Below are 25,132 nucleotides of genomic sequence, written 5' to 3'. Positions count from 1 at the left end.
GAGACATCAGCCATTACCTGATGCATCGCTACAACTGGATCAGACCGCATCAATTCAACGACGGGCTGCCGCCTGCGGTGGCCGAAGAAAAACTTAACCCACTGTCCGGGATGGGTTGACCACTACATTCAGAGTCAATGCTTCTCTGGATTATTTCTTCGACCGCCTCACAAAGCCTCTTTTCCTTAGCCTGTCGACCTCTCTTGTGCATAAGCAAAGAGGCATACCCGGCCTCGGGGTCATACCGCCTAGCAAGCTTGAATAAGTAAGCTCTTGAAATATTTAGTTGCTCAATAGCGGATAATATATCGCAGCGCCCGGCACGCCAGTCATCGATCACCTTGAATCGTGCTAATGCAGTTTCAATTTCTTCTAACGATGATTCATTGATGCTGTCATCCAGAGTAACTACTGTCGCAGCCTTATCCTCCGCCCCTATAATCTCAATCTCTTCTATAGAAGCTATAAATCTTGTGCCGTTTCCCCGCGAAATAACCAAGAATCGCATGTCAGGGAGTAGCTCTTCAATTCGGCAAAGCAATCCTTTGGCTACTACACTTAAACCTTTTTTATATCAATAGTCGTCATTTATCCGCCCTCTTTGTAACAGTCAAGAAAACCCATTATTAGGTATAGTTATTCCTCAGAGCTTTATTATATCGGTTTCGAGTAAATATTGGCGTAAAAGATCTTAAGGGAATAACAAGCTCAGTCCCGGCGCAGAGCATATCAGCCTCATTTTCGCTGAATGCTTGCCTCGCTAAAATAGTAGACAAAAATCTAACTGCTGGGATTTTGTCTACTATTTCAGAAATAACATTCTAAATAACAAGGGTTTAGCGGAGTCTACTTTTTTGAAAATGGTCACATCTCAGTACACAAAAGGCCATCTAGGCGATGAAGGACGTTGGGCGCTATCTGCAAGCTGGCACGCGAGAAAACACTCGCCGCAGCTATCAATCAGCAATCGAGCACTTCGAATTGACTTGGGGTGGCTTCCTGCCCGCTACCAGCGACAGCATTGTCCGCTACTTAGTTGACTACGCAGACACCTTGAGCCTAAACACGCTGAAGCAGCGCCTAGCCGCCCTGGCTCAGTGGCATATCACCCAAGGCTTTCCTGACCCGACGAAGACCCCCACGGTGCGCCAGGTACTCAAAGGCATTCGCACCTTGCATCCGGCGCAAGCCAAGCAAGCTGCTCCATTGCAGCTGCAGCATCTCGACCACGCGGCTCAATGGCTGAATCGGGAAGCCGAGCGAGCTCAGATATCAGGGGACTTAGCTAGTCTGCTACGTAGCCGGCGTGACGCGGCCCTGCTGCTGATTGGCTTTTGGCGGGGCTTTAGAAGCGACGAACTCTGTCGACTAAAGGTCGAGTATGTACAGGCTGAAGCCGGTGCTGGCATGCGCTTGTTTCTCCCGCAGAGCAAGGGTGACCGGGAGAACGTCGGTACCACCCACTACGCACCGGCCTTAAAACAACTGTGCCCGGTGCAGGCCTATCTCGACTGGATTAGTGTCGCCGGGATTGCTCGCGGGGCGGTATTCCGCCGTGTGGATCGCTGGGGACACCTCAACGACGAAGCGTTGCATCCCGGAAGTCTCATCACGCTGTTGCGCCAGATTCTGCAGCGCGCCGGTGTTCCGGCTGAGCTGTACACCAGCCACTCCTTGCGTCGTGGCTTCGCTACTTGGGCCACCGCTAACGGCTGGGATCTCAAAGCCCTGATGACGTATGTGGGGCGGAAGGACATTAAATCAGCCATGCGCTATATCGATCCGGCCATCTCCTTTGGTGGCCTGGCGGCTAGGCCCGCCCTTGAACTTAATGCTGGCACTTTGACGCAGTTGCCAGCTTCTCACTAACATCGACGCATGACAGGAGTGACGGTGCAATGAGTACGCAGACCAGCATCGAATGGACGGAAATGACTTGGAACCCGATAGTGGGATGCACCAAGGTGTCGCCGGGCTGCAAGCATTGCTACGCCGAGAATATGGCTTACCGGTTGCAGGCTATGGGGACGCCAGGATACGAGAACGGCTTTCGTCTGAGCCTGCGGCCGGAGAAGCTGCAAGAGCCACTACAGCGCAAGAAACCGACTATTTACTTCGTCAATTCGATGTCCGACTTATTCCACGAGAACGTACCGGACGAATATATCGACCAAGTGTTCGAGGTCATCCGAAAGGCCTCCCAGCACACCTTTCAAATCCTCACCAAGCGTGCCGAGCGCCTGGCCGCCTACTTCAGTAAGCGGACGCCGCCAGCCAATGCCTGGCTGGGGATATCAGTTGAGGACCGCGAATATGGAGTGCCGAGGATCGACTGCCTGCGCCAAGTCGATGCCACGATTCGCTTTCTCTCTGCCGAGCCGCTGCTGGAGGACTTAGGTGAGCTGGACCTGACCGACATCCACTGGGTGATTGTCGGTGGAGAGTCAGGGGCTAAGGCGCGGCCGATGAAGCAAGAGTGGGTCGACAACATTCATCGCCAGTGCGACGCCTTCGGCTCAGCGTTCTTCTTCAAGCAATGGGGCGGCTGGGGGGCCGACGGAGTGAAGCGTTCGAAAAGGGCGAATGGACGACTATTGAACGGCCAGACCTGGGATGAAATCCCTCTGCTCAATCTCGCCTGAAATCAGTACAAGGAATACGCCATGGCCAAGGATGATGAAAAGTACCGCTGGGATTGGAGAACGCAAACCTTCCCGGTCATCGATCCGCACAGCAACATCAAACACCAGATCATCGATGAGTACATCCAGACTTACATCGACGTGCTGATGCGCAACCAGCTGATGCCAGAGCTGGGGTTATCGATCGTCGATGGCTTCAGTGGCGGCGGTATCTACCATGACGGCGCAGGCAAACACCACTTTGGCTCTCCAGTAATAGCTCTGGAGGCGATTCAGGCGTCGGAGATCCGAAACAATCTGGAGCGTATCAAGCGACGGCCCATCCGCTCCCAGCACTATTTCGTGGATGTGAAGCCTGAGAACATCGCGTGCTTGCATTCGGTATTGGCCGCACGCGGTCACGCCCCTCGGGTTGGTCAGGATGTGCATCTGCATCGCGCCGAATTCACCGAGGCCTTGCCGATAATCGCTCAGAAGCTCAAGCACTTCGGCAAGGGTGAGCGTGTGCTCTTCCTGCTGGATCAGTACGGTTATGCCGACGTGCCGTTCCCCAAGATCAAATGGATTTTCCAGAACCTCAGCAAAGCCGAGGTCCTGCTGACCTTCAATGTCGATTTTCTGGTTACCTACCTGGCCGACCGCCAAGCGAACCGGAAAGCCATTTCCAATATCGGCTTGGACCACCATGTGCCATGGGACATGCTCAAACAGCTGAAGGCGCATCAGCCGCGGAGCTGGCAATACCTGATCCAGCGCTATCTGTCTGAGGGGATCAAGCAGGAAAGCGGTGCCCAGTACATGACCGTCTTCTTCATTCGTCCGGCCGGCAGCAACCCGATGGCCTATTGGTTCATCCATTTGGCAAACAACTACCGCGCCAACGATGTGATGAAGAAAATCCACTGGAAGTACGGCAATAATTTTTCCCACATGCTCTCGCCCTCCAGCTTTTTCGGTTACGACGCCAATCGTGATATCGCCGTGACAGGTCAACACGATTTGCTGCTGGATGAGCACCACTTCGACGATGCCACGGATGACCGCATCCGTGGCGAGCTTTCAGAGCTCTTGCCTAAGCAGGTCTACGAAGTAGAACGGCAACCTTTTCTGGGCCTGATGAGTGGATTGACCAATTACACCATGGCTGATGAGCTTCGCGTAAAGCAGGCTCTCCATATGGCTGTCGCGACCGGTGATTTGCTGGCAGTGGACAAGGAGGGCAAAACAAGGCGCCGCAAAGGCACAAGCATCAAATCCACTGACGTTTTGATTGCTCCGCCGCAGAGACCCATCTTCTTCCTGCCACCACTGAAGAAGTTCAACTCAGAAGATTGAGGTTCGGCCCCGCTCTTTGGCGGCGGCTCGTCTTTAACGGTATAGGTACCGGCGTGATACAAGCAGTAGTTTTCGACGCATTTGGCACGCTGCTCCAGATTGGCGAGCGACGTCATCCTTTCCGTCAGTTGATGCAGCAACTGCGGCTTCAGGGCAGGCAACCAAAGCCAGGCGATGCGCGGACTCTCATGACCCAAAATTTGGGCTTAGCTGGAGCTGCCGCTTTGTTCGGTGCCCAATTGAACCATTTCGAGCTGGCTCGACTTGAAACCGATCTTTTCACCGAGTTGGCCAGCATTCGCTGCTTTGAGGACACCCTGGAATCGCTAAATCAACTGAAGGAGGCCGGCCTGAAGCTCGCGTTGTGCTCCAATCTCGCGGCCCCTTATGCGATCCCAGCCAAGCTGCTCTTGCTCGCCTTCGATGTTTACGCGTGGAGCTTCGAGGTCGGGGCGATAAAGCCAGAGCCTGGAATTTATCGTCAGGTGATCGAACAACTTGGTTTTGAGGCTTCCGCCATCGCGATGATCGGCGATACGCTGGTTGCCGATGTTCTAGGGCCAGAGACACTGGGCATGCAGGGCCATCACCTGCAGCGTGAGGGTAAGGTACGGCAAGCTGGGTTTGCCACACTGAGGGAGTTTGCGGAATTTGTTCTGCAGTAGCGCGTTCCGCCGAGCCTTTATTTTACGGGCCGCCTGTTAAGTACAATCGGCACCGATCTGCCCTCGTCATCCATCTCAGCTCTCGGCAATCTGGCGTCGCGCTTGGCTCTGAATCACGTCAATCAGTGCCCTGGTAACCTGGGCCACGGCCAACGGCTGGGAGCTCAAGGCGCTGATGACCTATGTCGGTTGGAAAGACATTAACTCAGCCATGCGGTACATCGATCCTGCGATCTCTTTTAGCGGCCTGGCGGCAAAGCCCGTCCTAGAACTAAATGTTGGCATTTAGCTCAACTGCCAGTCGCTAACATCGCCGCACGATAGCAGCACGGTTTAATAGTAAGCAGACCAGCATCGGCGTAATGGCTTAGAACTTGGCGGGGTGCACCATCGCGCTGAATAGCTGACGATCCACCAGGGCCGACTACTCGACCTTCACGCCGCCGGATCATGTCCCTCGGCTGGACCTAGGATCATATAATTAACAGTTCATCCGTCATGTGTCAGGTTGGCTTCAAACCACTTGGACAACATATCACCGCAGCCTTGCTCCGAGGCATGCTCAGCCACCTCTACCAATTGGGCCTCAACAATAGTCAATGCCCGCTGCCGCTGCTTGATGTGAACATGCAAATGTTCTATGCATCGCATGGTATCCAGCCGGTTTCCAGCATCGATCGCTTGGCATAACTGGCCCAGCTTATCGAGCCCAATGCCGCATTCATATGAAGCCCGAACGAAACGCAACCGGGACAGCGCAGACTCGTCGTAGAGGCCATAACCACTGACTGTGCGCCGTGTCGGCTGTATCAATCCACGCAGTACGTAGTCACGCACCACGTTGATGCTGATCCCCGCTTCCTTCGCCAGCCTAGATACAGTGTATTCCGTCACGAAGAGCTAACGCTATCGTCGTGGGTCAACAGTAAGCGGAGATCTCGCGCCGGATGGAGCTTCTGCACAAGGTTTACCGCTTGGGCTCCTTTATGCTGGGAAACCGCGTACCCCTTCGTGAGCTTAATCGGAAGCCGCGAGTCCCCCTCGGGAGACAGCCGCTCAAAGCTTCCAGACAGGTACTTCTGGTTACTGTGCCTAGGTGTAATACAGCGCTTTCCTTGTGTGTACATGCAAATCCCGCGTTCGGATATTTTTACCTAGCGGCGGTCTCTAGCCGCTGAAGACAGAAAAGAGGATGCTGTCTCCGTACCAGGCTACGGGATCAAGTTTTTTTTGAACAAAGATGGGCGCATCAATAGGAAACGGACCTGCCTGCCGCGCTCTGACGATGTGATTAAAGTCAGCATCGTATGCGTAACAGTGAGCGATGATCGCCTGCTGTCCGGCCACTGGGCGTGGGCGTGGGCAATGCTCGGCTATATCTGGTACCAAGGGCCCTCTTGGCTACTGGGGCGGCAAGCAGGATCGGGACGTATCGGCGATGTTACAGAACTGGAAAACCAAGATGCGCCCGCTCCTGTTTGCCTATCGGCGAGAGCTCAAAGCTTAACTAGCGCGTTTTTGGCTCAACCATTCTTGCGCAAGCGACCTGGCCTCAGCCACCTGCTCGGGCTCCATCCGTGTCGAATAGACCTGGATAAGTTCTTTCGCCGTTGGTTCCCCTGCAGCTGCAGCCAGGCTCAGCCATTTATAAGCCAGGACAAAGCCCTGAACGTGCAGGCCTTTGTCCGCTCCATCTGCGTACATCTCTGCAAGTTTTACCTGGGCCTGTGTATGTCCTTGCTCTGCCGAGCGCTGATACCACTTGAGCGCTTCTTCATCGTTTGCAGGGACTGCGCGAGCTTTCTTGTAGGCCCCGTTGACCTCGCTTCCATAGAGGCGCGCCAGGTTGAACTGAGCATCAGCTTCACCCTGCTCAGCCGCCATACGGAACCATTTGACCGACGCTGCATGGTCTTGCTTTACACCGATGCCGCACTTGTAAGCCACGCCTACGACATTCTGCGCGAGGGCATTACCGGCGTGCGCTTTTTGCTCCCAGCTGTTAATGGTCTCCGGCGACAAGGTTTCAAATGCCGTCTCCAGCTTTGAAAAGTCATAGGCAAGAACCGCGTTTGACAAACTCAATGCTGCAACACCGAGCAACAGGCTTCTTAGCGAAGACCGAGGAAAGCGTCCCGCGAGCTTTATACAAGACATAACAACCTCCTAGATTTCATCCCGCGCAGCAGGACAGCTGTTTGACGTCCTTCGAGAAGGTCTGCGCAGCCAGCTTCAAGCCCTCGACCATCGTCAGGTAGGGAAAGAGCTGGTTGGCCAGATCCTGTACCGTCATGCGGGCACGGATGGCGATCACCGCGGTCTGGATGATTTCGCCCGCTTCCGGTGCCACTGCCTGCACGCCAAGCAGGCGGCCCGAGCCAGCCTCGGCGACAAGCTTGATGAAACCGCGCGTGTCAAAATTGGCGAGTGCGCGCGGCACGTTGTCAAGGCTAAGAGTACGGCTATCGGTTTCATAACCGGCGCGCTTGGCCTCTGCTTCGCTGTAGCCAACAGTGGCAACCTGCGGGTCGGTGAACACCACGGCCGGCATGGCATCCAAATCCAACTTCGCATCGCCGCCGGTCATGTTGATTGCTGCACGCGTGCCCGCGGCGGCTGCGACGTAAACGAACTGCGGCTGGTCGGTGCAATCGCCCGCTGCATAGATATTCGGTGCGCTGGTGCGCATGCCCTGATCGATCAGGATGCCACCACGCTGGTCCTGTTCCACTCCAGCGCGTTCCAGATGCAAGCCCTCGGTGTTGGGTGAGCGCCCGGTGGCTATGAACAGGTTGTCGGCCCGCAACTCGCCCTTGTCAGTCGTCAGTACGAACTCGCCGCTGGCATAAGACACGGCGCTTGCCTGCGTGTGTGTCCAAACTTCGATGCCCTCGGCGCGGAAAGCGGTTGTCACTGCCTCGCCTATGGCCGGGTCTTCGCTGGAAAACAGCGTGCGGCGGGCAATAATGGTGACCTGACTGCCCAAGCGGGCAAATGCCTGCGCCAGTTCCAGTGCGACGACAGACGAGCCAATCACGGCAAGCCGTTCCGGAATGGTCTCGCTCACCAATGCCTCTGTGGATGTCCAATATGGGGTGCCGTCGAGACCGGGGATCGGTGGAATGGTCGCGCTCGCGCCTGTTGCGACAAGGCAGCGGTCGAAGGTCACTTCTCGCTCACCGCCTTCAACCAATGCCACGGTCAGGGTGTGGCCATCCTTGAAACGCGCCGTACCACGGATCACGTTCACAGCATCGCTACTGTCCAAAATGCTTTCGTACTTGGCGTGGCGCAGCTCCTCGACGCGGTCTTGCTGCTGCTTTAACAGCCGGTCGCGCAACACGGTCGGAGCTGCTGCCGAAAGCCCGCCATCAAAAGGACTCTCACGACGAAGGTGGGCAATGTGCGCGGCGCGAATCATGATTTTCGACGGTACACAGCCGGTGTTGACGCAGGTGCCGCCAATGGTGCCGCGCTCGATCAGGGTGACGTTCGCACCATTCTCGGCAGCCTTGAGAGCGGCCGCCATCGCGCCTCCGCCACTACCGATGACCGCGATATGCAACCGACCGCCAGTGTTCCGCGTGGCGGTTTCGCCAGTCTGCCAGCCGGGTGTACCTGCCGATTCCTCGCTGCGCATGCCGCCCTCCACAAGGGCGGCCTGATAACCCAACGCCTGAACAGCTGCGATCAAGGATGACAGGTCCGGCCTGGTACCCGTAACACGAGCAAGGCCCTCGGAGTATTCGATAGCGGCATGCGATACGCCAGACACCTTCAGTAGCGCTGCCTCGACGTGTTGCGTGCAGCTTGGGCAGGTCATGCCCGTCACCTGAAGGGTGACCTGATCTGTTTTGCTCATATGTAATTTCCTTTTTTCGCACTGGGGGCCGACAGCCTTTCGGCATTGGTCCGGCGCGGTAACTACTGACGATTCATCTGACCGGAAGACATGGTCGGCTAGCACGTTTGCGATGGCCTCCACTGCGCCGATAAGCGAGTGGAGACGCCGCGAGGAGAATTGGCGCCGCCTGGATACATGGCGAGCCTAGTCAAGCGTGCTGCCGGCTTAGACTATTCTTTCAGCTCAGATGGATAACCGGCATCTGTAGTCGCCTTGGTCAGCGCCTCGACGTCAGTCAGCGTATCGTCGAAAGTCACGGTAGCCTGCTTGGTTGCAAAGCTAACCTGCGCCTCGCTGACCCCCTCGACCTTGTTCAGCGCGTGTTTGACCGTGATGGGGCAAGACGAACATGTCATGCCGGGTACCAAAAGCGTGACGGTTTGCGAAGCGGCCCAAACGGATGAGCTGAACCCAGCGGCCAGGACGATTGCTGTTAAGATTTTTTTCATGACATTTTCCTTTCGGTTTCAATAAAACAGTGGCAGGACATAAGGGAACCCAAGCGCAACCAGAACCAGCGTGGCCACGACCCAGAAGAGCACTTTGTACGAGGTTTTGACCCGCCCCACCGCACAGACATCACCCGGCTTGCAGGCTTGTGCCGGACGGAAGATCCGCCGGTACGCAAAGAACATCGCTATCAGTGCCGCGCCGATGAAGATCGGCCGGTAAGGCTCCAAAACTGCCAGGTTGCTGATCCAGGCACCGCTGATTCCCAGGGTTACTAGAATCAAAGGTCCCAGGCAGCAAGCCGAGGCTACGACAGCGGCAAGCCCTCCCGTGACTAGTGCAGCACGACCACTTCGCGGTTCCGACATGGGTTCCTCCTTTCGATCGACGTGTGAATGACATAATCTTGGTTCCGTATCCAGCTACGGAGTCAAGCGTTATGAAAAAAACACTCGGCAACCTCACCATCGGTGTCTTCGCCAAGGCAGCGGGCGTAAACGTAGAGACCATTCGGTACTATCAGCGTAAGGGCTTGCTACCCGAACCGGAAAAGCCCTACGGAAGCATTCGCCGCTACGGCGACTCAGATATAGCGCGCGTCAAGTTCATAAAGTTCTCGCAACGCCTTGGCTTCTCATTGGATGAAGTCGCACAACTGCTTCAGCTCGAAGACGGAATGCATTGCGCTGAGGCGGCGGAAATCGCTGAGCACAAACTAGCAGACATACGCTCACGCCTGGCGGACCTGGAGCATATGCAAGCGGTACTGTCGCAATTTGCAGGCCGATGCCATCACCGAGACAATAATGTAAGTTGCCCGCTCATCTCTTCTTTACAACAGGCCGCGGACACTGCTCGCTTAGCTTGATGGCTGCTTAGCTTAGATCTCGATTCCTGTTGAGGTTAAAAAGCTGATTGTGATGAAAGCAACTGCTGTCTCCGTACATAGATACGACATAGATGCCTATGTGGCTATGAACTTTGCGATCGATTCGACCTCTCCCAGAAAGGCTACTACCCATAAGGAGAATCGAGATGAGCACCGACTCAACGAAAACCGATACTAGCGATGTTACCTACAATCTAACGAGCATCCTTTATCACGCGCTTCACGGCGCGAAGGCCTGCGATCAATACATTCGTGATGCTCAGCAAGCGGGTAACCAGGATTTGGCCGACTTTTTCCGTGAAGTCCAAGACCAAGACAAAATACGGGTCAGGCGGGCCAACGAATTCCTAACGCGTGCGTGACGAAATTGAGGCGCTTCCTTTTCCGAAGCCATAGCTGGCTAGCCATTGGCGTAGCCGGTTATGGCTAGCCCAACGAAGAAAAGCCATGGTCTCAGTTGCGCTTGACGGGGCCCAGCGAAAGGTCCGCTCGCCTGTCAGCCACGCCGTGCAGTTATAAAGCGACCTGATTAATTTGCTTTCACCACTTGCAGGAGTGATCCGGGACGGTGTCCTGCGATTGCCTTCCTCAGTTCGACTGTTCCCCTTCATAACTGGCTGTGAAAGCGGCCCGCCAAAAGCAGTGCGTCAATGGCGTGATGCCTTGGCAGCTATAGCCGTACGTTAGTACGTCACTAACACTGAACGCCCTGCGTTTGTTGATATCACTAGATGAGCAATCACCATGCTCAGGTGTAAGGACAGCCAGCAAGAAAACCTAGCAGTTGGCACATACTGGCCGAAACTGAAAGCGCTGCGTTATACGCGAAGAACACGGCTAAAACGTAAACAACTATTTTGTGCAGGAGACTTGTATGAAACCAACTAGCTCCAAAATTGAATTCATGCTTACAGCGATTACCTTCATTGCAGGTTCCCTGCCGGTTCTGATGATCACATTCGGCGGATATGCATTCATGCTTTCGAACGGGATATCAATGGCTGATATGTGGTTCGCTCCGCCAGATCCGACCAAAGTTCCTGAGATGATGAAGATGATGCACTCGTTTACCTCCTGGTACATCATGGACGTAATCATCCCTGCCCTGATCGTGATTGCCTTGATATGGGTCTATTCAGTACGACGTTATCCACGCCTGGCTAACCGGATCGGTGTCGGTTTGGCTGTGGGTCTGATCGGAACAATTATCGGTGGTGAGCCCGTACGTTTGCTAGGTGTCTGGATGGGCTGGTTCCCAAGCGATATGCCAATCATGTTCGGCAAGTGGATTACAGGGAACATGACAGATAGCCCAATCGTTACGTTTACCGGCTCCGTTTACCATATCGTCCTCAACGGAAGCACATTCGCGCTGTTATATGCCTTGATTGCCGGGCGGGCGCACTGGGGCTGGGGGGTTGCCTGGATCCTGTTTTTTGAAATGGGCATGATGACTTTACCACCAGTCCCTTTGATGTTTGGGCCGTTCGGAATCTACGGCGCTTGGCCTGGCCTGTTTATTGCCAGCCTTCTCGTTCACCTTGTCTTTGGTGCAATCGTGGGGCTATTAGCTCAGCGCTATATACGAGACAAGGGAACGGTCTTTAGTTTACTTAAAGAAGCTCCTCCATCAACGAAGCATGAGCCTCGGAAGTAGGCCGCCAATACAAGTCGACTTAATAACCAAAAGAATCACATCGATGGCCAATCATCGGCTGCTAGAAAGATTTTCCGGCCCGATGAATCTTCATCAAGGCCTCGAAATTAACCAGCATCCCGAGACGGCCGCTTTCATAAGCGGCCTAGCAGTACCGTAGCCGTGTTACCGCCTGGCCCGGGATTATCCGCCGGTGGCTGGCATGTTCCGTTGTCTGGCGGCGCGCGACGGTTCAATCGCCTGGTCTGTTTTAGTCGCTTCGACGCCGAGCCGGTGACCTGCGCGTGCTTGGTAGCAGGTGTGCGGTTTGGAGTCTGCCCGGTGGTTTGCCTGGGTGTTTCGGGATGCTTCGGCAGGTTATAGCCGTACGTTGGTACGTTACTAACGCTGAACGCCCTATGTTCGTTGATATCAGTAAAAGAACAATCGTTGCCTCTCGGTTTTGAGGGGCGATTAGCAAGCGAAACAACGGCTGGATCATGAGCCAAGCGGAGGTTATTTCAATGAGCGACCAAATACATGGTAAGCCGCATGATCAAAACATCCTTGAGAAAGCAGCGAGCCGGTTGATGGGGGGTAGTACCGAGGGCGGCGATCAGCAGCCGCAAATCGTAATTGGCGAGGAGTATGGCCGCACTCCCTACAGCGACGAGCCACTAAAACTGTACGAGTCGACCCGCAATAACCGCACAACACTGGACGCTAGCGAATATTACGCCGTTTCCCAAGGCTATCTTCGGGAATGGGTCTGCATGGGACAGTGCAATCTCTATATTCAGACCTTGAAGAACCCAAAGCTTCGCCAGTCCATGGAAACCTATCGGCATGACGTCTGTGAGCCCAATCTGACGGAACTGAAGGTCTTGCTCGAACAGGGCGATTATGCACTTCCTGCGCCCTACAACGCCGTGCACGACGCGAAAAGTACCGAGTCGTTGGGCCGTCTGGATACGGACGCGATCGACGACCGCATGATCATGGTTGGTCATGTATTCAGCGTGGAGGCTTTCATGAATCGCTGGAACCATGGGGCTGTCCTCAGTCACCGCGCCGATGTTCGAGATGCGTTTCTGCGCAATTACCACCGTGCGAATCGTTGGCATTTGGCTGCGATTGTGATGGCGGAGAAAATGCAATTCCTCGAAGCACAACCTGCCATTACCCGTTACGGATGATGGCCTGTGGTTAAGACGCGAATGCGGCCCACGGCAAGTGGATGGGGAAGCGACAGCTCCTCGCCCGAACAATGGTCAAACCGGATCGGGATATATGAAAAACAGAAAGACTGGCGATTCCAGACTGCTCATAGCGGCCTTCGCAGGGCTGCATCTGCTGTGCTGCGGCATTCCGCTGCTTTTGCTTTCAGGAGTATCACTGGCTTTTCTGGTGCCGAGCTGGCCTGTGATGGGTGGGCTATTTGCCGTGGTCGGTGTGATTGGCTTCATCTGGTATCTCAAGCGCGGCTGTGCAACCTGTCCCCGCAACGAGGGCCGCTGTTCATCGGGACTCACCTGTGCCACTGAAGACAACCCGATTGATAACGAAGGCAAACCACCGCGCTGAAACCGATCATGGAAGCGCGTGTCCGTGGTGCCCTTCTTAACGAGCGGCGGCCTGCCAAAGCCACCGTCTGAATGGAGGTTCTATGACCGAAAAATTGCTGGCAGGGCAACGAGCCCTGGTAACCGGGGCAAGCTCCGGGATCGGACGGGCCATCGCCTGCGCGCTTGCCGACGCAGGCGCGGTGGTCTTAGTTAACTACCGCTCCAGCCAGGAAGAGGCCGAACGGGTGGTGGCGGATATCACCCACCGCGGCGGTAAGGCGTTTGCGGTGCAGGCGGATGTCTCCAAGCCTGAAGATTGTGAAAGATTGTTTGGCGCGCTTGAGAAAAAGCTGGGTGGCGTCGACATAGTGGTCGCCAATGCCGGGGTCCAACGTGATGCTGCGTTCACCGAAATGACACTGGACGACTGGCGTAAGGTTATCGAAGTCAATCTCACCGGACAGTTCGTCTGCACTCAAGAGGCGGTGCGCCGCTTTCGCCATCAAGGCCTCGATCCAGAGCGTTCACCAGCGCTGGGTAAAATCATTTTTACCAGCTCCGTGCACCAGGCGATTCCCTGGTCCGGGCATGTGAACTACGCCACCGCCAAGGGCGGGTTGAAGTTACTCATGGAAAGCATGGCGCAGGAGTTGGCGCCCGAAAAAATTCGCGTCAATGCTATCGCGCCTGGAGCGATCAAGACGCCGATCAATCAGGACGCGTGGGAAACCGAAGAGGCCAAAGAAAAATTACTGAAGCTGATCCCCTACGGGCGAATCGGTGAGGCCGAGGATGTCGCCAAGGCTACCGTTTGGTTGGCCTCGGATGAATCCGACTACGTCGTCGGCACAACGCTGTTTATCGATGGCGGCATGCTGCTCTACCCAGCGTTCCGGGAAGGAGGCTAAACATGGGTGCAGCAAAGCCAAACGCGCCAGACGAGCCGATAAGAACCCAGAAATATCAGCCGATCAAGGACTACGCCCTGATCGGCGATTGCCATGGTGCCGCGCTCGTCGGCACCAACGGCAGCATCGATTGGTGCTGTCTCGGTCGTTTCGATGCCGAGCCTAGCTTGTGGCGCCTGCTCGACATAAACAAGGGTGCGTTTTTCCTGATTCATCCCACCCAAAAAACCGCTGTCGAGCGGGCCTACGTGCCGGACACCAATATGCTGCGCACCGTATTCACCACGCCAAGCGGTCGAGTCGCCGTGACCGATTTCATGCCGGTAGGGCGTGACCCAACGGCCGACGAGGCAGATTATGTCGCCCTCAACGCGCCAGGCTGGTTAGTGCGTGTCGTGGAGGGCCTGGAGGGGCGCAGCGAGCTTCGCGTTGAGTATCGAAGCGCCGTGCAGGCATTTGATCGAGGTTTCAGCCAGGACAGCGAAGCGCCGATACTCTTTTGCGATTCGGCACCGGCTGCTGGAGCTCCGATGCTGGACACGGTGTTGACAGTAGAGGCTGGCGAACGGAGAGCGTTTGTTATCGCCCCGGAATCGGATGCCGCCCGTGCCCCCCTGGCCCAGGTCGACCGGTTGCAGGCGATAACCCGCGCTTTTTGGGAACAATGGTGCAAGCGCTGCTGTTATCAAGGCCCTTACGATGACATGGTGAGGCGCAGTGCGTTGGTTTTAAAAGCCCTGAGCTTCGCGCCGTCCGGAGCGATCGTGGCAGCGCCGACCACCTCGCTACCTGAAGAGGCCGGAGGCGTCAGAAATTGGGATTACCGCTTTTCCTGGTTGCGCGACTCGTCATTCGTACTTCAAGCGTTGGCCGCGCTCGGCTATGGCGGTGAAGCACGAAAGTATTGCGAATATCTGGGGCTGTGCTGCGTGCAAACGCTGCCTGAACTGCAGATCCTGTACGGCATTACCGGCGAGGCGGAACTGGATGAACGCCTGCTCGATCACCTGGAAGGCCATGACGGTGCCTCTCCGGTACGGGTCGGCAACGCCGCTTACACCCAAAAACAGGTCGACATCTATGGCGAACTTGCCGATTGGGCGCTGATCTACCAGGCCCTTGGTGGTCCCGTTGATTCCACACTGGAAACGATTATTCGGGAAATGGCCAACCACGTAGCCGAACACTGGCACGAGTCCGACCAGGGAATCTGGGAAATGCGCGGCGAACCTCGCCCTCACGTTCACGGCAAGGCGATGGCGTGGGTAGCACTCGACCGGGCGCTGCGTCTGCTGGGCCCCAATCCAGTTTGGGATGCTGCGCGGGCAGAAATTCTGGAGGCTGTTTCAACGCGGGGAGTCGATCCCAGTGGCGGGCACCTGGTGCAGGCTTTCGGTTATCCGGATCTCGACGCGGCGCTTCTGCTCGTTACCTTGTTGGGTATGCCCCTAGAGCCAGAAGTGCTGGCGCGCACAGTGGAAGCGGTGGAGGAACAACTACGTGTGGGTGACTACGTCCACCGCTACCTCACTGAGGACGGTCTTCCGGGTGGCGAGGGCGCGTTCCTAATCTGCAGCTTCTGGCTGGTTGATGCGCTGCTGATCTGCGGCCGTGCCGAGGAGGCGCGTACGTTGTTCGAGCGGCTTTTGACCAAAGCCAATGACGTAGGGCTCTACGCCGAAGAAATCAACCCGATGACCGACGCCTTCCTTGGCAACTTCCCACAAGCCTTTACTCATCTGGCCTTGATTAATAGTGCTATCCACTTGCGGCTCCATGAGGAAGGCGGGGCCGAATCGCTCAGCGGAACTCATGCTGACCGTTCGAAACGAGCCGCTGAGCTCATGCTGCACCGACAGGCTTTGTGGCACGCCCCCCACGACGCGCCGGCAGAATCTGAGTCCAGGCGATCCATTCTGGATCCGCAGGAGCTGTTACAGGCATACCCACGCTCAACCACTGAGAGGACGAATCCATGACCAAACAATACGGGCTTATCGTTATTGGCGCGGGAACAGCAGCCATGGGGGCTGCAATGCGGGTTCGGCAAGCCGGCCGCACAGTGGCCGTCATCGACTTCCGACCTTTTGGCGGGACCTGTGCGCTGCGTGGCTGTGATCCCAAAAAGATGATGATCAACGGCGCCCACGCGCTGGATCATGCCCGGCGCATGCATGGTAAAGGTGTCACCGGCGAGGTGAGCATCGACTGGCCGGAATTGATGGGCTTCAAGCGCAGCTTTACCGATCCGGTCCCAGAAAAGCAGGAACGCCGCTACGCCGACAAGGGCATCGATACCTACCATGGGCGCGCCCGGTTCACCGGTCCCAATACGCTCGATGTCGAAGGCCAGTCACTCGAGGCGGAGAACATCCTTATCGCTTCGGGTGCAGAGCCGATCCCGCTGGGCATTCCCGGTGAGGAGTATTTGATCAGCAACGAAGGGTTCCTGACCCTGGAAAAACTGCCGAAAAAGATCGTGCTGGTCGGCGGCGGCTATATCGCGGCGGAGTTTTCGCACCTTGCGGCACGGGCGGGTGCAGAGGTGGTGGTTCTGCAGCATGGTGCCCAGATGCTGAAACACTTTGAGCCGGAACTGGTCGGTTGGCTGATGGCCTCGTTCCAGGAGGCTGGTATCCAGGTGCACACCGAGACACAGGTCGAAGCCATTGAGAAGATCGGTGAGGGTTACAGGGTGCAGGCGTCCAGCGGCGGGCAAAAGCTGCAGTTCGAGGCCGACTGCGTGATCCATGCCGCCGGACGCGCCCCCGATCTTGACGCCCTGAATCTTGAGGCTGCCGGAGTCGCTACGGAAGGTGGGAAGCTCAAGCTCAACGAATACCTGCAAAGCGTCTCCAACCCGGCCGTTTATGCTGCCGGCGATGCCGCGCAGATGGGCCCGCCGTTGACGCCGGTTTCGAGCCATGACGCCAAGGTGGTTGTGGCGAATTTGCTGGAAGGCAATCACCGTGTGCCCAATTATCAGGGGGTTCCAAGCGTGGCCTTCACGATCCCGCCTATTGCGAGCGTCGGCTTGAGCGAGGCGCAGGCGCGTGAGCAAGGCCTGAAATTCAACCTCAAAAGTGAACAGGCCTCCGGCTGGTTCACCGCGCGTCAGGCCGCCGAGTCGGTTTATGGCTTTAAGGTGCTGGTAGAAGAAGGATCGGGCCGGATACTTGGCGCGCATCTGGTGGGGCCAAATGTCGATGAAGTGATCAATTTGTTTGCCTTGGCGATCCGTCATGGACTTACCGCCGACGACATCAAGTCGACGATGTTTGCCTATCCCACCGGCGCATCCGATATCGGCTATATGGTGTGAGCGCAGGTATATTCATTGCCCTGCCAAGACTTTGCGTTATTCCGCAAAGGTTCGGCTTTGGCCGTAAGAGCGTGTTTGTTTTTCTGTTCGGATATCCTCAGAGCAGCTCGCGAAAATACCAATTGCTGGGGCTAGCCTAAGGCTCATCCGTGCGACACCCCTCCGGCCGCCTTCGAGCGGCCTTTCATTTGGCGCACAGCGTATGCGTCACCGCCGCATTGCCTTGCGCACACAATTACGCACCGCCGTCCGGAGCAAGACCTCTCAGCGGTGCGGTCGTCAACTGGGCATCGCGAATCCAGGAGCTCAGCGCTTCAAGATCTAGCCTCAACGATTCGGCCACCTCCCAGATACGGATATTCTCAGCAGGGACTGTCGGTACGGCGCCTTCGACTAGCGTCAGCGCCATCGCATGCAAATTCAGCAATTCATCGCGCATGGCGGTGATTCCACCCAGTTCGGCCAGACAGGAGTCCAATCGATCAACCAGTCGGAGTAGTTGCGACGTGTCGAAGCCGTCGCGTAGATTTTCCAACGCCACAGCGTCCACCTCTCCATAGGGGGTAATGCGAAAGGATGCGGTAGGAAGGTTGATCATAAGGCTTTCTCGATATCGATCTGGCGGGGAGTGATCACCCGCAGCGAGCCGGCGGCTTGTTGAAACACCGAGTCCTTGATCCAAGGCTCCGGCGGTCGGTTGAGCTTGAGGTTGAACTCGCCGAAGCGCTTGACGTTGCTAGTCAGGTAGGGACTGAGGAAGGACACATCCTCATCGGTGAACTGCCACCCCTCGCGGGCCAGTTTCTGCAGGATGCGCATCATGTCTACGGTGTTCTGCAAGATCACTGATGAGGCCACCATGTCGTTGTAGCGCAGGCGCTTCTGCTGCTCATCCGGATCATTCTCGGCAATTACGTCGCCGCCGAAGGACAGCCACTTGGAAAAGCCGTTGTACGACTCAATTTTGTTCGTATTGGCGGTCACCTCCTGGCGCAGCTCACGGCTGCTGATCCAGTTGAGCAGGAAGATTGTCCGCACCACAGCACCGAGCGCCTGCGCAGCATGATAGAGGCGGTTGCGCCGACTGTAGGAACCTAGCTTGCGCAGCAGCATGGACGAGGAAATCTTTCCAGCCTGGATCGACAAGGCGACCTGCATAAGGTCCTGCCAATGGGTCTCGATCATTTGCCAATCGGCCGTATCGGTAAACAAGCGGTTGATGTGCTTGTAGGAAAGCCCGCGATCTGGTCGACACATCACCAGGTCGCGCCAGTTACGAATCCGCGGCATTAGATTAATGCCCAACAGATGGGTAAAGGCGAAGACCGTCGCAGACTGTCCCTGCGTATCGGAATACACCGTGTCGGCCTCGACGCTGAGGTCCGCCTTGAGCAGCCCCTCGATCACATAGATCGCCTCCCAGATGCCTGGTGGGATGAAGTGCTGGAAGACCGCGATGTAATTGTTTGCCACGTGCCGATAGGCCACGGCACCCATCTTGCGGTAGCGGAAGTGATACCCGGCCAAGAGGTTGTCGTCATAGAAGTCGAACTGGGTGCCATCCGCTGCCACCGCCTTACCGTCACCCCATACCTTGGGCAAGTCCAGCTGGAGATAGAGCTCCACCAGTTCGCGGTTGGCCTTGTCCAGCTTCTCCAGCGAGAGATGGCGGCGATTCGTATAGGAGAGCATGTGCGGGGTCACGTTCCCCGCAAGGTGCCGAGCTGCCTGGTTGGGACCGAGGTTGCAGCCCATCGCGAAGATGGTCATCAGGTAACGCTCGGCCGGTTCTTTGAGCTTCGGCTCGTTGCCGGACATTGGTCCGAAATGCCGCGTGAACTGAATCCAGTGCTCGATGTTGGCCATGATGTCGAGCACGTGCCTGGCCGGCATGCGCTGGATAAGCGCTGTCTGTAGCGAGATGGCCGAAGGCGGGATGTCTCGTGCTGTCACTCGGCGCAGCACCGGCTCGCCGGCTTCGTTGATCGATACGTCACCTCGGCAAGAGGGCAATTTGTCATCCAGCTGCTGCGCGGTTTCCTCCAGCTGGGCCTTGAGGGAAGCAACAAACTCCTTCGCCGTGCCTGGCAGTCCCTCCTTTTCGCAGTAGGCAGGTAGTCGCTGAAGACATTCATTCCAGGGGAGCAGCTGCTTACGATAGTCGGCGAAAGATTCCGACCCCAGCACACTCATGTCACCCGAGCGCAGCTCACTGGCTAGATAGGAGAATACGCAGACTTCTAGATAGCGTCGGTTGGTCGGCGGTCCTTCGGTGGCAGAACGGCGCACAACTTTGACCCAACGCTCTGACGCAAAGGACACGTCGACGTGTTCGTCGATCCATTCGCGGTGTAGATTTTGGGGTTTGGGGAGCAACGGAACAGAAAGTGCACTTAAGCCCAGCGCCTGCCCGCAAACCCTTGTGGCGTCTGGTTAGTTCGGGAAAACCATCCTTTTGTCGAACCCTGGCAGGCACTGACGCCAGGCCGTCCAAACGCATGAAAAGCAGTGCAGAAAAGTCGTTCAGTAAAACAAAGTCTGGATAACCGCCCCTATTTTCGGCAGCGGTGAACTCTAGCTAAGCCTTACGTTGGTTTTTGGTTCCACTGCTCCCCAAACCCCAGATACCGGCGCTTTGCAGGATTTGGCGCAACAAGCTGATCAGGCTGCCGGGATGCAGGGCCTCGCTGCCCAGATGCCCCCAACGATCCAGGCGACAGAACACTGCGCCGCGGGCGATGCCGGCGACACTGATCCAGTCGAGATAGGCCTGTACTGGGCACAGGCGTTTCAGGGCCGGTGCGTAATGGGTCGTGCCGAGGTTTTCCCGGTCACTCTTGCTCTGCGGCAGGAACAGGCTCATGCCAGCACCGGCTTCGGCCTGGATATGCTCGACCTGCAGTCGACAGAGTTCGTCACTGCGAAAACCCCGCCAGAAGCCGATTAATAGCAGCGCCGCATCACGCCGGCTGCGCCGCAGGCTTGCCAAATTGCCGGACTGCTGAGCTCGTTCGGCCTCCTGATTCAGCCAGTGAACCGCCTGTTCCAGGTGTTGCAACTGCAACGGTGCAGCTTGCTTGGCTTGTGCCGGATGCAAGGTGCGGATGCCTTTGAGCACCTGTCGCACCGTGGGCGTCTTGGTCGGATCAGGAAAGCCCTGGGTGATATGCCACTGAGCCAAAGCAGCCAGGCGCTGTTTGAGCGTGTTGCTGCTTAGGGTGTCGGCGTAGTCCACCAGGTAGCGCACGATGCTATCGCTGGTGGCGGGTAGAAAGCCGCCCCAGCTCACTTCGAAGTGCTCGATGGCCGACTGATAACTGCGACGGGTGTTTTCCCGCGTACCGGCTTGCAGATAGCGCTCGACGTCTTTCATCGCTCGAAATGCCCTTTGTGTACGGGAAAACGGCAGCTAAGCGGCCGTTTGTGCCAGTCTTATTGAATAACGCTCTATTATTTTATCTTAATGATCCCCTTGTGAAGGTCTTTACATCGGGTAATTTTAGAATGTAAATACATGGTATGTAATCCACTACGAAATCGTAGGAGCAGACCATGGCCCGCGGCGGCATCAACAAGGCACTGGTTCAGAAAGCGCGACAGGCGATCCTGGCGCGAGGCGAGAACCCGAGCATCGACGCGGTACGGGTTGAACTGGGCAATACCGGCTCGAAAACCACCATTCACCGCTACCTGAAAGAGCTCGAAGACGCCGAGCGCGGCCGGGATGCGGGCTCAATCCCGCTCAGCGAACAGTTGGCCAACCTGGTCGGCCAACTGGCAGATCAGCTAGAGGAGGATGCGCAGGCCACCGTGGCCCAGGAGCGCGAACATCTGGCACGCGAACGGCTCGATTTCCAGAACCAGGCTCGGCTGGCCGAAGGCCGAATCCAGCAGTTGGAAAGCCTGAGCAGCGGGCTCACGGAACAGCTCCGGACTGCCCAGCAAGCACTACAGCAGGAGCAGCAGCAACGCCAACAGGCCCAGATCGAGAATGCCCGCTTGCTGCAGGCCAACCGCGACCTGGAGGAGCGCCTGCAGGACCGCGATGGGCAGATTCGCTCGCTGGAGGAAAAGCATCAGCACGCACGCGACGCCTTGGAGCACTATCGCCAGGCCAGCAAGGAGCAGCGCGAGCAGGAACAACGTCGACACGAGACGCAGGTACAGCAGCTGCAATTGGAACTGCGGCAATTGCAGCAGACCTTGATAATCAAGCAGGACGAGCTGACCCAATTGAACCGCGACAATGCGCGTCTGCTAGCTGAGGCGCGGCAACTGCAAAAAGAGCAACATGCGCAGCAACAGCTACTGGCGCAGAAAACTCAGGCCCTGGATGCCTCGCAGAACGCGCTGGCCGGTGCCGAGCGCTCGAATGAAACCCTGGAACAGCGTTGTTGCACATTGCAGGAGGAGGTATCCCGGCTGGGCACAGCCTCTGTGATCCAGACGCAGCAGGCGCAGGGCCTGCAGGAGCGCCTGATCGAAGCCAATGCACAGTTGAAGCTACTCGGGGCGCCGCTTGCGAACAGCGATAGCGCACCGAGCACATGAACCGGCACACTGAGTCCATGTGCTGAGTGGAGGTGAAGATGACACTACTTGAGACTGCCAATGAGGGGGCCGCCGAACCTGTCCGTTTGACTACACCGCTAGGCCAGGCCATTGGTAATCTGTTCGCCCGGGCCTTGCCGCTACTGGATGGCAACCCACCAGGCTCGCTCAAGGTCTTCGTCTTCGGCGGCTGCGCGGTGCACCTGCTCACCCATGCGCGTGGTAGTGCGGACATCGATGCGGAGATCGAGGCTGCCCGCGTGCTGCGCAAGGACGAGATCATGGCCGTCTACACACCGCCAGAGGGTTATGAGGACAGAGACGGCCGCGACTTGCAGGTTTATCTGGATCAGAACTACACCAATGCCCTCGGGCCACTGCACGAGGACTACCGCGAGCGCGCCATCCCCATGGAGGGTTTCGAGGGTGAGCAGCCGCTGCATATCTTCGTTGCCGCCGGCGTGGATCTAGCAATATCCAAACTCGGCCGCTTTACGGAAAACGATCAATTTGATATCCAACAGCTCATCGAATGTGGCCGTGTCGATGTCGGCCAGTTTGTTACACTGGCAACAGAGGCAATCGATTATGCCGTGGGCAACCGAAGCGCAATGCTAGGCTGCCTGAAGCTGGTCACAGCGAAGTACCTGGAGGATGGGCGAGATGCCACGTCTGGATCGTAAACAAAGCTTTGGCGCGCTCCTGGAGACTGTCACCCAGCAGCGCCTTAGCCAAGTTGCGTCCGATGCTCTTGTGGAGCTCGCCAAACAGTTGTGGTACGAAGAGCGCGACCTCGTGCCGGTACTGCAGCGTGAAGTGGCGGGCAAGCTGCGCAAGCCTGAACAGAAGCTGCGAGCCCTCTATCTGGTCGACCTGCTGCGTCGCTTTCCCTGTGTATCAACGGAAAAAGCCGCGCGTCTAAAAGGCTTTGTCAGCAGCTGGTCGAACCTGAAACCGGCTGAACGCTCGCCGCGGGCGACCCAGTTGGTCTCTCGCTACAAGCTCGACAAGCTGGCCTATGAATGGGGGCTGGAGGAAGACGTCAGCAAGCAGATGCAGGATGTCCTGGCTTTCCAAACCCGCCATTACGCCGCCACTCAGGACGTGAAGACAGGCTATTCAGAGCCGGTGCCTGTCGGCTAGCTGGCAGCCTCCGCAGGCCCTCTAATTCGTCCTTTTTTCCAATTTTTCGATCTCGAGTCGGCCACGGATTGCGGGAATTATCTGCAATTATCTCGACATAGATAATTGATCAATTATTAACCGCCCAGGCGGGTTGCGAATCGTGTTCGACGCTCTTCTGCGAGTGCAACCAAGCGACTGATCCGTCCTTTCTCTCTGGATGGCTGTAGCGATTGGGCGCGAATCCTATTCCGACTGCCGATTGCCGCGCCGCAGTTCGTTGATCAGTGTCAGGATTGTTGCTAGGTTTCTGACATATTTCAAAAACCAGCCATCCATGAAATCCCTTTCCGCGGCAATCATCGAACACAGCAGGCTTCTTCCTGAAGGAGGCATCCTTGCACCAAACGAATTCCTTCACTTGGCTGACCGTGCTTCGGTGGACCAAGCATTCTCTCGATTAGCCAAGGGCGGGGAGTTAATGCGGATTTCACGCGGCCTCTATGTGGCGCCGGTCACCGGGCGCTTCGGCAAACGCGCGCCGGCGACGGAGAAGGTTATCAGTGCGATAGCTTCGAAAAGCCATCAGGTAATCGCGTTAAGCGGTGCCCGCGCAGCGAACCTTCTAGGGCTAACGCAACAGGTGTCGATTAGGGAGGTATTTGTTACCGGCGGACGGCCGAGAACCCTGCAGCTAGGCAAGGCTCAGGTGAGAATCGAGCATGCGCCGCATTGGCAAATCGCCCTCGGAACAACCATTGCTGGCGACGCTGTACGTGCGCTTGCCTGGCTGGGGAAACCCCACGCCCCAGAGGCAGTCGCCAAGCTGCGCACGTGCCTGTCGAGTAACGATTGGCAGATTTTGATATCGCATAGATCAAACCTTCCTCAATGGATGGCTGAAGCGATTGGGCGCGAAGCAGTCTTTGCTGAGCAGGGCTTCTGATGCTCGTTTAAATACAATAATTTAGAGAACGAATGTCCTAATTTTGCCTTATCTCGGCAAGACTCAGTTACGTCCTGAAAAGTCTTTATAAAACATGCGGATAGGAGGGAAGTGGGGACGATAGAGAAAACGGAAAAAATCGTACGTTAAGCGTACGGCCTGTCAGGTTGAGGCCCTAGAGGTTGCCGGCGAGGCGTCAGAAAATGCTGGAATCGGCCCTATCCTGACGCGGCCCAAGGTTCCGGCCTGACGCCTAGTTAGGGCGTACCGATACGGTACAATTAATTTTTGAAATGGCGACAAACGGCTATTTTCTGGCGGTCGTATCACAGACCAATTCGATGCTATATTTACAATTTAACTGGGGGCGCTGGTAAGCGTAATGCAATACTACGCTAAGCGAGGCGAGACGATGATGCACAAGCATGGGATGGGCAGATAGGTTTTTTGAGGCTGTAAAAAAGTTAACACACTCACATGAAGGGGGTGAAATGGATACACGATTATTTGCATTCGTCGGCGGAGACAGCGGTCTTTGGCGGATCGTTGGAACCGAAACCATAGTTGGCAAGTCACTGCCTGAAGCCAAAAGGCTCAACGTAATATCTGCCTCAGAGTTGCAGCCCGAAACCAATGCACCCTGGGTACTTCGCGGAATAACAAGCAATGAACGGTATGTCATGCGCGAAGAGAAGAACGAAATTGTGGTGAAGCAGCAAGGGCTAGCGCGCCCAGAAGCAACTTGCGCTGCGTTGATACCGATCCGAAAAAACGCAGCTTGGTGGGAATTCACGCAAGACGAGCGCCGGAGCGTTTTCGAAAAGTCAAAGCACATCCAAATCGGGCTCAACTACTTGCCTGCAGTAGCGCGCAAGCTCCACCACTGCCGCGACCTCTCTGAAAATGAACCGTTCGATTTTCTCAATTGGTTCGAGTTCGCGCCAACCCATGAGGCTGAGTTCAACGCATTGCTTTCCGAACTGCGTGCAACAGAGGAATGGAAGTACGTTGACAGAGAAGTCGATATCCGTCTCGTGCGAGAGGCGGCGTAGGTCAATCCCCGTCTGACCGCTCAGAGGCGTTAGCGGGCAGCCGGCACTGCATCTATTGATTTTGGATAGCTTGGAACCCGGCATTTCACTTGCAATTAATTCGAGCACGCCGCCATGAAATGCGAGCCGCCGCCGTCGATTGCAA

24 protein-coding genes and 1 pseudogene are annotated in these 25,132 nt (G+C 56.4%); 17 read left to right on the top strand and 8 right to left on the bottom strand.

Translation table 11 applies throughout. The features are described from left to right. The first annotated feature begins 897 nt into the window (after positions 1-897). From BHD08_RS21940 to BHD08_RS21925, 4 genes are read left to right on the top strand one after another with little or no spacing between them, the layout of a single operon-like run. Entirely contained in the window at positions 898-1,869 is a 972-nt protein-coding gene (locus tag BHD08_RS21940) for a site-specific integrase (RefSeq protein ID WP_125024975.1), read from the top strand. Positions 1,870-1,898: 29 nt separating this feature from the next. After that, on the top strand, positions 1,899-2,642 hold the full coding sequence (locus tag BHD08_RS21935) for a phage Gp37/Gp68 family protein (RefSeq protein WP_125024973.1): 744 nt from the start codon (positions 1,899-1,901) through the stop codon (positions 2,640-2,642). Positions 2,643-2,663: 21 nt separating this feature from the next. Then, on the top strand, positions 2,664-3,977 hold the full coding sequence (locus tag BHD08_RS21930; RefSeq protein WP_125024971.1) for a three-Cys-motif partner protein TcmP: 1,314 nt from the start codon (positions 2,664-2,666) through the stop codon (positions 3,975-3,977). Between the two features lie 53 nt (positions 3,978-4,030). Continuing rightward, on the top strand, positions 4,031-4,642 hold the full coding sequence (locus tag BHD08_RS21925) for an HAD family hydrolase (protein WP_125024969.1): 612 nt from the start codon (positions 4,031-4,033) through the stop codon (positions 4,640-4,642). A 489-nt stretch (positions 4,643-5,131) separates the two neighbouring features. Here BHD08_RS21925 and merD read toward each other — a convergent pair whose 3' ends face one another. The 5 genes from merD to merT all read right to left on the bottom strand — a co-directional run bounded on the left by merD (position 5,132) and on the right by merT (position 9,364). Further along, a complete protein-coding gene (gene merD / locus BHD08_RS21920; protein WP_125024966.1) occupies positions 5,132-5,536 on the bottom strand; it encodes a mercuric resistance transcriptional repressor MerD in 405 nt (134 codons plus the stop codon). A gap of 609 nt (positions 5,537-6,145) precedes the next feature. Continuing rightward, entirely contained in the window at positions 6,146-6,799 is a 654-nt protein-coding gene (locus BHD08_RS21915) for a tetratricopeptide repeat protein (RefSeq protein ID WP_125024964.1), read from the bottom strand. A 16-nt stretch (positions 6,800-6,815) separates the two neighbouring features. Beyond that, positions 6,816-8,504, bottom strand: coding sequence for a mercury(II) reductase (gene merA / locus BHD08_RS21910; protein ID WP_125024962.1), 1,689 nt, complete (start codon positions 8,502-8,504; stop codon positions 6,816-6,818). Between the two features lie 212 nt (positions 8,505-8,716). Next, positions 8,717-8,995, bottom strand: a complete 279-nt coding sequence (merP, locus tag BHD08_RS21905; protein ID WP_125024960.1) for a mercury resistance system periplasmic binding protein MerP — start codon at positions 8,993-8,995, stop codon at positions 8,717-8,719. Positions 8,996-9,013: 18 nt separating this feature from the next. Further along, complete coding sequence (gene merT, locus BHD08_RS21900; protein ID WP_125024958.1) at positions 9,014-9,364, bottom strand: mercuric ion transporter MerT; 351 nt, start codon at positions 9,362-9,364, stop codon at positions 9,014-9,016. Positions 9,365-9,435: 71 nt separating this feature from the next. Between merT and merR the strand changes: the two genes are divergently transcribed. From merR to BHD08_RS21860, 8 genes are all read left to right on the top strand, one after another. Further along, complete coding sequence (merR, locus tag BHD08_RS21895; protein WP_125024956.1) at positions 9,436-9,864, top strand: Hg(II)-responsive transcriptional regulator; 429 nt, start codon at positions 9,436-9,438, stop codon at positions 9,862-9,864. Between the two features lie 167 nt (positions 9,865-10,031). Beyond that, complete coding sequence (locus tag BHD08_RS21890) at positions 10,032-10,247, top strand: hypothetical protein (RefSeq protein ID WP_125024954.1); 216 nt, start codon at positions 10,032-10,034, stop codon at positions 10,245-10,247. Between the two features lie 512 nt (positions 10,248-10,759). Next, the gene (locus tag BHD08_RS21885; protein WP_125024952.1) at positions 10,760-11,542 is read left to right on the top strand and encodes a hypothetical protein; all 783 of its coding nucleotides are present in this window, start codon (positions 10,760-10,762) and stop codon (positions 11,540-11,542) included. A gap of 503 nt (positions 11,543-12,045) precedes the next feature. Continuing rightward, a complete protein-coding gene (locus tag BHD08_RS21880; RefSeq protein ID WP_125024950.1) occupies positions 12,046-12,717 on the top strand; it encodes a hypothetical protein in 672 nt (223 codons plus the stop codon). 94 nt (positions 12,718-12,811) lie between these two features. Beyond that, the gene (locus tag BHD08_RS21875) at positions 12,812-13,105 is read left to right on the top strand and encodes a hypothetical protein (RefSeq protein WP_125024948.1); all 294 of its coding nucleotides are present in this window, start codon (positions 12,812-12,814) and stop codon (positions 13,103-13,105) included. Between the two features lie 82 nt (positions 13,106-13,187). Then, positions 13,188-13,994, top strand: a complete 807-nt coding sequence (locus BHD08_RS21870) for an SDR family oxidoreductase (RefSeq protein ID WP_125024946.1) — start codon at positions 13,188-13,190, stop codon at positions 13,992-13,994. Positions 13,995-13,996: 2 nt separating this feature from the next. Then, the gene (locus BHD08_RS21865; RefSeq protein WP_125024944.1) at positions 13,997-15,973 is read left to right on the top strand and encodes a glycoside hydrolase family 15 protein; all 1,977 of its coding nucleotides are present in this window, start codon (positions 13,997-13,999) and stop codon (positions 15,971-15,973) included. After that, positions 15,970-17,316 (top strand): NAD(P)/FAD-dependent oxidoreductase, encoded by a 1,347-nt coding sequence (locus tag BHD08_RS21860; RefSeq protein WP_125024942.1) that lies wholly within the window; start codon positions 15,970-15,972, stop codon positions 17,314-17,316. The genes BHD08_RS21865 and BHD08_RS21860 overlap by 4 nt, the downstream gene beginning before the upstream one ends. Before the next feature lie 235 nt (positions 17,317-17,551). Here the strand turns inward: BHD08_RS21860 and tnpC are convergent, their stop codons facing one another. The 3 genes and pseudogenes from tnpC to BHD08_RS21845 all read right to left on the bottom strand — a co-directional run bounded on the left by tnpC (position 17,552) and on the right by BHD08_RS21845 (position 20,689). Continuing rightward, positions 17,552-17,914 carry a Tn3 family transposase post-transcriptional regulator TnpC gene (tnpC, locus tag BHD08_RS21855; protein ID WP_125024939.1) on the bottom strand — a complete coding sequence of 121 codons (363 nt, stop codon included), beginning with the start codon at positions 17,912-17,914 and terminating at the stop codon, positions 17,552-17,554. Then, a pseudogene (locus BHD08_RS21850) lies at positions 17,911-19,677 on the bottom strand (Tn3 family transposase); the annotation flags it as partial. The pseudogene BHD08_RS21850 and the gene tnpC, both read right to left, overlap by 4 nt. A 217-nt stretch (positions 19,678-19,894) precedes the next feature. Next, positions 19,895-20,689: a hypothetical protein gene (locus tag BHD08_RS21845; protein WP_125024937.1), complete on the bottom strand. Its 795-nt coding sequence runs from the start codon at positions 20,687-20,689 to the stop codon at positions 19,895-19,897. Between the two features lie 179 nt (positions 20,690-20,868). Here BHD08_RS21845 and BHD08_RS21840 point away from each other — a divergent pair, with 179 nt between their 5' ends. The 5 genes from BHD08_RS21840 (at position 20,869) to BHD08_RS21820 (ending at position 24,987) form a co-directional block, all read left to right on the top strand. Next, a complete protein-coding gene (locus BHD08_RS21840; RefSeq protein ID WP_063542795.1) occupies positions 20,869-21,867 on the top strand; it encodes a DNA-binding protein in 999 nt (332 codons plus the stop codon). A 38-nt stretch (positions 21,868-21,905) separates the two neighbouring features. Continuing rightward, entirely contained in the window at positions 21,906-22,550 is a 645-nt protein-coding gene (locus BHD08_RS21835; RefSeq protein ID WP_063541077.1) for a DUF6036 family nucleotidyltransferase, read from the top strand. Then, positions 22,531-23,010: a hypothetical protein gene (locus BHD08_RS21830; RefSeq protein ID WP_063543707.1), complete on the top strand. Its 480-nt coding sequence runs from the start codon at positions 22,531-22,533 to the stop codon at positions 23,008-23,010. The genes BHD08_RS21835 and BHD08_RS21830 overlap by 20 nt, the downstream gene beginning before the upstream one ends. Before the next feature lie 316 nt (positions 23,011-23,326). Then, positions 23,327-23,935 (top strand): DUF6088 family protein, encoded by a 609-nt coding sequence (locus BHD08_RS21825; protein ID WP_045735839.1) that lies wholly within the window; start codon positions 23,327-23,329, stop codon positions 23,933-23,935. A 491-nt stretch (positions 23,936-24,426) separates the two neighbouring features. Beyond that, entirely contained in the window at positions 24,427-24,987 is a 561-nt protein-coding gene (locus BHD08_RS21820; RefSeq protein WP_002718009.1) for a chlorite dismutase family protein, read from the top strand. The last annotated feature ends 145 nt before the right edge of the window (positions 24,988-25,132 follow it).

Origin of the sequence: Pseudomonas sp. SCT (assembly GCF_003864275.1) — a bacterium.
Classification (GTDB): domain Bacteria; phylum Pseudomonadota; class Gammaproteobacteria; order Pseudomonadales; family Pseudomonadaceae; genus Stutzerimonas; species Stutzerimonas stutzeri_AE.
The sequence above is the reverse complement of the archived record's forward strand: the minus strand, read 5'-3'. Positions and strand labels throughout refer to the sequence as shown.

Coding starts and splice junctions, on each gene's coding strand:
- BHD08_RS21940 (WP_125024975.1), top strand. CDS start 898: ATGAAGGACGTTGGGCGCTATCTGCAAGCTGGCACGCGAGAAAACACT.
- BHD08_RS21935 (WP_125024973.1), top strand. CDS start 1,899: ATGAGTACGCAGACCAGCATCGAATGGACGGAAATGACTTGGAACCCG.
- BHD08_RS21930 (WP_125024971.1), top strand. CDS start 2,664: ATGGCCAAGGATGATGAAAAGTACCGCTGGGATTGGAGAACGCAAACC.
- BHD08_RS21915 (WP_125024964.1), bottom strand. CDS start 6,799: ATGTCTTGTATAAAGCTCGCGGGACGCTTTCCTCGGTCTTCGCTAAGA.
- merA (WP_125024962.1), bottom strand. CDS start 8,504: ATGAGCAAAACAGATCAGGTCACCCTTCAGGTGACGGGCATGACCTGC.
- merP (WP_125024960.1), bottom strand. CDS start 8,995: ATGAAAAAAATCTTAACAGCAATCGTCCTGGCCGCTGGGTTCAGCTCA.
- merT (WP_125024958.1), bottom strand. CDS start 9,364: ATGTCGGAACCGCGAAGTGGTCGTGCTGCACTAGTCACGGGAGGGCTT.
- merR (WP_125024956.1), top strand. CDS start 9,436: ATGAAAAAAACACTCGGCAACCTCACCATCGGTGTCTTCGCCAAGGCA.
- BHD08_RS21890 (WP_125024954.1), top strand. CDS start 10,032: ATGAGCACCGACTCAACGAAAACCGATACTAGCGATGTTACCTACAAT.
- BHD08_RS21885 (WP_125024952.1), top strand. CDS start 10,760: ATGAAACCAACTAGCTCCAAAATTGAATTCATGCTTACAGCGATTACC.
- BHD08_RS21880 (WP_125024950.1), top strand. CDS start 12,046: ATGAGCGACCAAATACATGGTAAGCCGCATGATCAAAACATCCTTGAG.
- BHD08_RS21875 (WP_125024948.1), top strand. CDS start 12,812: ATGAAAAACAGAAAGACTGGCGATTCCAGACTGCTCATAGCGGCCTTC.
- BHD08_RS21870 (WP_125024946.1), top strand. CDS start 13,188: ATGACCGAAAAATTGCTGGCAGGGCAACGAGCCCTGGTAACCGGGGCA.
- BHD08_RS21865 (WP_125024944.1), top strand. CDS start 13,997: ATGGGTGCAGCAAAGCCAAACGCGCCAGACGAGCCGATAAGAACCCAG.
- BHD08_RS21860 (WP_125024942.1), top strand. CDS start 15,970: ATGACCAAACAATACGGGCTTATCGTTATTGGCGCGGGAACAGCAGCC.
- tnpC (WP_125024939.1), bottom strand. CDS start 17,914: ATGATCAACCTTCCTACCGCATCCTTTCGCATTACCCCCTATGGAGAG.
- BHD08_RS21845 (WP_125024937.1), bottom strand. CDS start 20,689: ATGAAAGACGTCGAGCGCTATCTGCAAGCCGGTACGCGGGAAAACACC.
- BHD08_RS21840 (WP_063542795.1), top strand. CDS start 20,869: ATGGCCCGCGGCGGCATCAACAAGGCACTGGTTCAGAAAGCGCGACAG.
- BHD08_RS21835 (WP_063541077.1), top strand. CDS start 21,906: ATGACACTACTTGAGACTGCCAATGAGGGGGCCGCCGAACCTGTCCGT.
- BHD08_RS21830 (WP_063543707.1), top strand. CDS start 22,531: ATGCCACGTCTGGATCGTAAACAAAGCTTTGGCGCGCTCCTGGAGACT.
- BHD08_RS21825 (WP_045735839.1), top strand. CDS start 23,327: ATGAAATCCCTTTCCGCGGCAATCATCGAACACAGCAGGCTTCTTCCT.
- BHD08_RS21820 (WP_002718009.1), top strand. CDS start 24,427: ATGGATACACGATTATTTGCATTCGTCGGCGGAGACAGCGGTCTTTGG.